Annotated in this window: 6 protein-coding genes; 2 read left to right on the top strand and 4 right to left on the bottom strand. The window is 58.1% G+C overall.

Features of this window, described 5'->3' with window-relative positions; all coding sequences use genetic code 11:
- Both OJJ21_RS11740 and OJJ21_RS11745 read left to right on the top strand, forming a co-directional pair.
- Positions 1 to 398, top strand: a 398-nt coding sequence (locus tag OJJ21_RS11740) for a hypothetical protein (protein ID WP_297686402.1), incomplete at its 5' end; no start/stop codon positions are given.
- 17 nt (positions 399 to 415) lie between these two features.
- Positions 416 to 868 carry a hypothetical protein gene (locus tag OJJ21_RS11745; RefSeq protein ID WP_297686404.1) on the top strand — a complete coding sequence of 151 codons (453 nt, stop codon included), beginning with the start codon at positions 416 to 418 and terminating at the stop codon, positions 866 to 868.
- A 9-nt stretch (positions 869 to 877) separates the two neighbouring features.
- Here OJJ21_RS11745 and OJJ21_RS11750 read toward each other — a convergent pair whose 3' ends face one another.
- The 4 genes from OJJ21_RS11750 to OJJ21_RS11765 form a co-directional block, all read right to left on the bottom strand.
- Positions 878 to 1,039 (bottom strand): hypothetical protein, encoded by a 162-nt coding sequence (locus OJJ21_RS11750; RefSeq protein WP_297686405.1) that lies wholly within the window; start codon positions 1,037 to 1,039, stop codon positions 878 to 880.
- Between the two features lie 158 nt (positions 1,040 to 1,197).
- Complete coding sequence (locus tag OJJ21_RS11755; protein ID WP_297686407.1) at positions 1,198 to 4,122, bottom strand: DEAD/DEAH box helicase; 2,925 nt, start codon at positions 4,120 to 4,122, stop codon at positions 1,198 to 1,200.
- Positions 4,094 to 5,455, bottom strand: coding sequence for an ATP-binding protein (locus tag OJJ21_RS11760; RefSeq protein WP_297686410.1), 1,362 nt, complete (start codon positions 5,453 to 5,455; stop codon positions 4,094 to 4,096). The genes OJJ21_RS11755 and OJJ21_RS11760 overlap by 29 nt, the downstream gene beginning before the upstream one ends.
- On the bottom strand, positions 5,452 to 6,694 hold a 1,243-nt coding region (locus OJJ21_RS11765), incomplete at its 5' end, for a tellurite resistance TerB C-terminal domain-containing protein (protein ID WP_297686412.1). The genes OJJ21_RS11760 and OJJ21_RS11765, both read right to left, overlap by 4 nt.

The following is a 6,694-nucleotide window of genomic DNA, read 5'->3' on the forward strand; positions in this document are numbered from 1 at the left end:
GTGGTGGTAGCAATGCTGTGTATCGCGCTTCTGTTTTTGCTCAGTATATCGCTATTCTTTCATTGCTTCGTTCAGTCGGACACGTACTCGATAAGGTTGACCGTAAGAGCAGTCCGGCTCTCGATGCAGCAATTTCCGCCACGTGGCCAGTGCTCAAAAAAGAATCTGTGTTCATTAATTACATCGAGGAACCAAGGAATCTACTTCTGAAGGAAAATCGTTGGGCGCTCTCCCTCGGTCATGGAGGCGCCACTGTGAGTGGCGCGAGGGCTTTGCATTACGCATTCTATGAGTATGACCAGCTACAAGATGATCAAGGCCGCAAGATCTCTCATATTTTTTTCGAGGGCATCGCCTTTTGGGAGAAGTGGCTGGGAATAATCGAGGGGCGCGCCTAATTTTTAGGGAGGCAGAAATGTGGCGAGACGAGCGTATAAGCGACCGCAGAGTCGTTATCACGGCCATCGAGGGGTTTCAGATATCGTTCTTTCGTGAACATCGAGATGGCTCGGTATGGACATATATTATGCCACCCGCCGACCGCAGTTTCGATGTCGAGCGGCCGCCAGTGCTTTGGGTGGACGATGATGCTCAAAAGCACGACCTCGCAGGGTCTAAAGCAATGCAGCACATATCTGACCAATTCCCCGATCCGGACCATCCCGACGTCCATTTCATTGGCGAAGCAGACTCAATGATTGCACGGGTCTGGCACGGTAAACCGGCGGAAGGAATGGGTTTCATCGGTAAGATTCTGGCGGCTCAGACTTTGAGCGCCATTTTCTATATGGACGATTACGCGGTGCTGCGTGCGTCCGTGCCATTGGATGCGCCAGACGTGTTCAGGGTTGTCCTTGAAGTGCGCTGAGAAGCAATCTCATAGCTTGTCATTGGGAAGCAGCGGCAGGTCATCCTCCTCGACGCCGCGTGCTGTCAGCTTTGCCCTGAGGATGGCGTGAGCGCCAATCCAATCGAACCAATCCGGATGGCGATTCGTGTCAACGATGATGAAGTCGTCATCCGGCGGCGCGCGATGCATGTAGAAGCTTGATTCCAGTCTTTTCTCGACGTCGTTTTTGAGGTTCTGGCTAGCAATTCCACCCAGGTAAGCCAGAAGATGCCGTCCTCTGAGAGTTCCTTGGCTGCTAGGTCAAGCATCTCTGCGTAATCCAGGCGACTACTTCGGGAAGTCATTGATTACGCACCACCGCGATGCTTTGGCGGTTCCACTTCGCAGGCGGCGTTCCAGTCGTTGCAGAGTGCTTCCACGTCGGTCACCTGAAGTACGCCGCTGGAGAGGCTCGACTTGTTGAGAAAGTCAGTAAGGCTTTGGATGGTTTTTTCCCGGGCTTGCTCCATAATTTTGTCCGCTTCGTCCTTAGTGAGGCCGGAAATGACTGGAACGGCAATTTCAGGTAAGTCCATTGCTCTCCGATCCAAAAACGGTTGTGGCCAACCATTTACTAAGCGAGGAGTGCCCGAGAAGAAAATTTGCGCTGATGTAGTTACGCAATTGGAAGCGGATGCCCCCTGTTGTGCGAACAGCACATATGCCGATGGGTAATTCAAGAAATCGTTCGCCGTATCAATCATGCGCTCGACATCAAGGCCATGCACCGGCATGCGTACAGATGGCTGCCCCAATTTAGAAATATCATCTGCTTCCGATTTGAATTGAGCCTTGGTCATTGTATTGTGCCGATTCACTGCTCCATATGGCGTTCTTACAAATTCAGTCGGAAGATTAACGTTATCTCCGATGGGCCAGATTGATACGTAGGTATCACCGATTCTCCACGCGACGTGTCCGACAGTTCGACTCGCCGGGTGCCATACAAGTAGTTCGGGAGTTGTCACGGTTTTCTCTCTCTGTATATTAGATGTTTCCATCAATTTCCGAGCCAGCCCCGTCACCTTCGCCACAGTCTCCGCATTCGCCCGCGTCCACAGCTTCCTCAGCAATCCCGTCGGGATGAGCTCGTCATACTTAGCCACCTGCAGGTTCTGAACAAAATCGGCAACGTCATCCACCGATAACGGGTTCTCAGCCAGAACCTTCAGGGCAGCTCGCACATCGTCCGGAGTTGCCTTGGCGACTGTCACGCCGATGTCGTTGGCTGAGCATTCGAACCCGGCACCAGACAGCGCCACGGCGAATACTGAATTCATGGCTTCCCCGTGCCAGAGCAGGAGGTGCGTGTCCTTCTGGGCCTGCATCAGGATTTCGGTGGCAAGGTTCATCTCAAGGAAAGCCTCGCGCCCCTCCACCAGCAGCTCCTGAGCGGTCTGGTCGAGATAGGGCGGGATATCGGTGCCCATCAGGACCGCCTTCATGCGGGCGGCCAGATTGTCGTGGATGGCCTCCTGGGACGGGTCTTCGAACTTCGGAATCTGCGCAGACCTGTGCGGTTCGACGGTCAGGACCTTGGCGGTGTCATCGACCGCCATGACGCGCCAGCGTCGTCCCGCGAAGGCGACCAGGCTCCCGATGCCAAGGATGTTGGAAATCGGGATTGTCCCCAGCTGGCGGCCGCCATGGATGAGGCGCCATTCCTCGTCGCTGGGAAAGATGGCGTAGAAGTCCCGGCTGAAGGCAATTTTCTCGCCGACTTCGCCCAGCATGATGGTTCGGTCGGGCGCCTGCTCGATGAGCCGGGCTTCCGGGGACGCCATGGCCCTCAGTAGCTCGACGTAGTCGGCCTGGGTCAGGGCAGACAGCGGTCCATCGCCGCAGATGGCCTGATAGAGTTGCTCAGCCCTGGCGCCGCCGCGTTCGGTGATAATGGAGAGTGTCTGGTGGAGTGCCACGGTGGCGATGGACGGGTCCTGTACCGGGGGCTCGACGAACTTCTCCTTGAGCAACTCGACCGCTGCCACAGAGCGCACCACCTCCAGCCGCAGTCGATCCATCGGGTCCGACAAAGGTGTCAGGTACTTTTCGCGGACGTAAATACGCAGGGTCGCTGGTTTCCCCCGTCGACGTCCGCTGCGCCCCAGTCGCTGCCTCAGGGACGCCAGGGAGCGGGGACCTAGAATCTGGGCAACTGAGTCTACGGAGCCGATGTCGATACCCAGCTCCAGGGTGGTCGTCGCCACAGCGGTCGTCGGCAGCTCAGCCGCCTTCAGGCGGTGTTCCAGGTCTTCCCGCAGTTCCTTGGACAGGCTGCCATGATGGGGGAAGAACTCGTTGGGGACGCCTGCGGCTTCGCTACGACGGCGCAGGCGGTCGGCGACGGCCTCGACCCGGCGCCGGGACCCACCGAAGACCAGGTTATTGCTGCCCCTCAGGTGGGCAAAGATGTGGTCGGCGATGTGGTCTAAGGCCTCCTTGTGGCCTTCGTCCTTCTCCAGGTCGTCGGCGCTGACATCGGGTGGCTCAATATAGCCACGGACCTGCAGCCTGAGCTCTGGGCTCCCACCTGGCGGATTCACGATTGCCACACCGCCAGGGTTGGCCGGGTTCAGCCATTTGGCAGCGACGCTCAAGTCACCAATGGTAGCGGACAGGCCTACCCGACGTGGGCGAACCCGGCACAGGGCATCGATACGCCGGAGCAGGCTTGCAAGGTGCAGGCCGCGCGGGCCCTGCATGAAGGCATGGAGCTCGTCGATGACGATGTATTCCAGGTTCTGGAACAGCGCATAGGCGTCCTTAGGTTTGCGGACGAACAAGGCCTCGATGGACTCTGGCGTAATCAAGGCAATCCCACTCGGGTTCTTGAGCGTGCGCTTCTTGGCCGATTGGGAAGCATCGCCATGCCAGCGGACGACATTCAGCTCCAACATCTCGCAAACCTGGTCCAGTCGGCCGAACTGGTCGTTGATGAGCGCCTTGAGCGGGCTGATGTACAGGACGGACAGCCCCGGTTGCTCCCGCTCGGCTACGCGGGACAGGATGGGGAAGAAGGCAGCCTCGGTCTTACCTGCAGCCGTGGCCGCTGCAACCAGGACATCGTCCTGGCTGCCCATGACAGCCTGGATGGCTAATTCCTGGACTTCACGCAGTTCAGTCCAGTTCTGCTCCCAGATCCATTGCCGGACCTTGGGGTGCAGATTGTCGAAGCTGGAGGCCAGCTCAGAGGCGGAGGCCAACTCAGAGACGAAGGGTGGTGAGCTCGTCATTTCCGTCCTGGACAGGCTGAGTTGGAGCCGCATTGGCAGGCTGGGCGACTACCGCTTCCGGAGCATCAACGATTTCGGTCTCGTCCGTCCCTTCGGTGTCGACCGCGACATCGACATTACCCAGCAGCTCCTTCCAGTTGGTCGCCGGGTTCTGCTCCAGCACGTTCAGGAAGTGGATGAAGGCCTTGATGGTGTTACGGGGTGTTCGGAAGTAGGCGTCGCCAATGCGCTTGTTGCAGTGATCCATGAACATCGGCAGTGCCTCATCGGGCACTAGGTTCTTCGCCGGGTCACCGTGGGCAAAGACGCTGCGAATATTCGAAAGCAGGACGAGCAGGTCTTCCGGCGTCAAGCTGGGCAGGCGGACGACTGGTCCAGATAGGTCGACAAGACCATTCTTGGCGAAGGCGTTCTCGGCCAGGCGGGACTGCAGTGCCTGGTAGCTGTACAGGCCGCGGCGGGTGTCCATCAGGAATTCGGGCGTGCCGCCGAAGACGAAACCCAGATTCTGAACGTTGCCCTGAAGTGTATCGTTCACAATACGCAGGATTTGCTCGTAATTCTGGTTTCTGGCCTGCGAGCTCTGCAGTTTATACAGGTTCACCATCTCATCGAACATGATGAGGGTGCCTGCATAGCCTGCCAGCTTGATGAAGGCACCCAGTGCTTTGAAGGCGTCGTAGACCTCATGGTCGTCGATGATGTTGCGGACGCCGAGAGCATTCCGGGCATCGGTCTTGGTTGGAAACTCTCCGCGCAGCCAGCGCAGAGCCGCCGCTTTCAGGGCCTCATTGTCTTCTTCGCTGCCTTTCCGGTAGGCGCTCAGGACGGCCACATAATCATAGCCGCTGGCCTGGTCCTGTAAGGATGCCAGACGCTGTTCGGTGACGGCGTCGGCTGTGATGCCGCGTTGACCGGCCTCCTTGATGCAATCGGTGATGAAGCGTTCGACGATGCTGGCGAGTGCACCGCCGTCGGGCTTGGTCCGCGTGGCCATGTTGCGAATGGCCTCGGCATACAGGCCGCGGGCCTGGCCACCAGTCGCGTGGATGCGGCGGTCGGGCGCCAGGTCGGCATGCATGGTGACGCACTTCTTCTCCATGGCGATCAGGCGCGTCAGGTGCAGAAAGAAGGTCTTACCGGCACCATACTCACCAATGATGAAGCGGATAGCGGACCCATTGTCGGTAATGCGGTCGATGTCTTTTACCAGGGCGCCGACTTCCGGGGCGCGACCGACCTGGATATGGCGCAGGCCAAGGCGGGGAACTACACCTGCTGTGAGGGCCTGAAGGATTACGTCGCGGTCTTTGGACTTGATGGCGGTGCTCATGCTCTGACTTCCATTTCCTTCAGCTTAGCAACAAGATGTTCGGCCACAGTGATGGTATCGTCGCCGTCCAGCAGTGGTTCATCGAATGTGTCGAATGCCCATTCGTTGATGGTCTCCACGGCCCCGTCCGGCATCAGTTGCAGACCGCGGGCCTGCTCCTCGAAAGCATCACGGTCATATTCTGGCTGGGCCAGGAAGAGCGCGACGAGTTTGGCGTGGGCCGAATCAAGGCCTTTGAACGGGCTAGTTTCCACAACAGTCTGTGCAACCGGCGACGCGGCCTCTTCAACGAAGATGTCGGCGAGCAGGTTCGAGACAGCCGATGTTTCGCTCTTGATGCGCTCCAGGCGGGCCATGTCGATCTTGATGCCACTGGATGTGGTGTCCGGCGCAGTGGCTGCAGCAGGGCGTTTCGGAATGGGACGACCGGGTGAAGGTTCCCCTGGCGCGACGGTAACAGGCTCGTCAATGACAATGGCTCCGCGATGGACGGCCGAATAGAGCTCGTCCGCAGGCAGATCCAAGGCTTTGTAGAGCTTCTCCAGGAACTTCATCTCGGATGGGTCAGCATGGCCGTCGGCCAGAACCGAGGCGATTGCGGAGTTCGCGACCTTCGCTTTTTCGGCACCGGACAGTTTGGACAGACGGCTCAGAACGCCCTGCTGGCGCGGCGTGTCTTCTGCCAGGAGGTTCGCATAGGCCGAAAGCCTCTGTTTCTCGGCAAGGTTCAGGCCTCCGAGCGCCCGGATGTCGGCTTTGACCGCAGCTAACTCGGCTGGATTGACGCCACCATCGGCCGCGGCGGCCAGTGACGTAACCTCAATCAGGGTTTTGGCAATCTGATACTCAGGTTTGTCCTGTTCGACAGGCTGATGCTCGGATTTCCTGAACAGGACAATGGTGCCGTCTTTCGGGAAACTCGACGAACCGAAGCGCTTGTCGGGTTCAAACCCGACATTCATGGCGTCGAATGCCGGTGCAATCTGTGCCATTTGTGCTGCCAAGGTCTTTTTCTCGTCTTGCTCGATACTGAAGGTTTCGAGCATCTTCTCAGCGCTGGTGACAAAGGTATCATTGGCTGCAAAGGCAGTTGCCATATAGGCGGAGATTGCCTTGAGAGGTGAATTCTCGACGGTGTGCTGAATCTCTGCTGGCAGCAGCAGTACGCTTTCGGGCTTTCCTCTGGTTTGTGGCTTCCGGCCCAGCAGCCGACTATACGATTCCAGGTCGTCGATGCAG

Origin of the sequence: Ferrovibrio sp., from assembly GCF_025869515.1 — a bacterium.
In the GTDB taxonomy this organism is placed as follows: Bacteria; Pseudomonadota; Alphaproteobacteria; order Ferrovibrionales; family Ferrovibrionaceae; genus Ferrovibrio.

Coding starts and splice junctions, on each gene's coding strand:
- OJJ21_RS11745 (WP_297686404.1), top strand. CDS start 416: ATGTGGCGAGACGAGCGTATAAGCGACCGCAGAGTCGTTATCACGGCC.
- OJJ21_RS11750 (WP_297686405.1), bottom strand. CDS start 1,039: ATGCATCGCGCGCCGCCGGATGACGACTTCATCATCGTTGACACGAAT.
- OJJ21_RS11755 (WP_297686407.1), bottom strand. CDS start 4,122: ATGACGAGCTCACCACCCTTCGTCTCTGAGTTGGCCTCCGCCTCTGAG.
- OJJ21_RS11760 (WP_297686410.1), bottom strand. CDS start 5,455: ATGAGCACCGCCATCAAGTCCAAAGACCGCGACGTAATCCTTCAGGCC.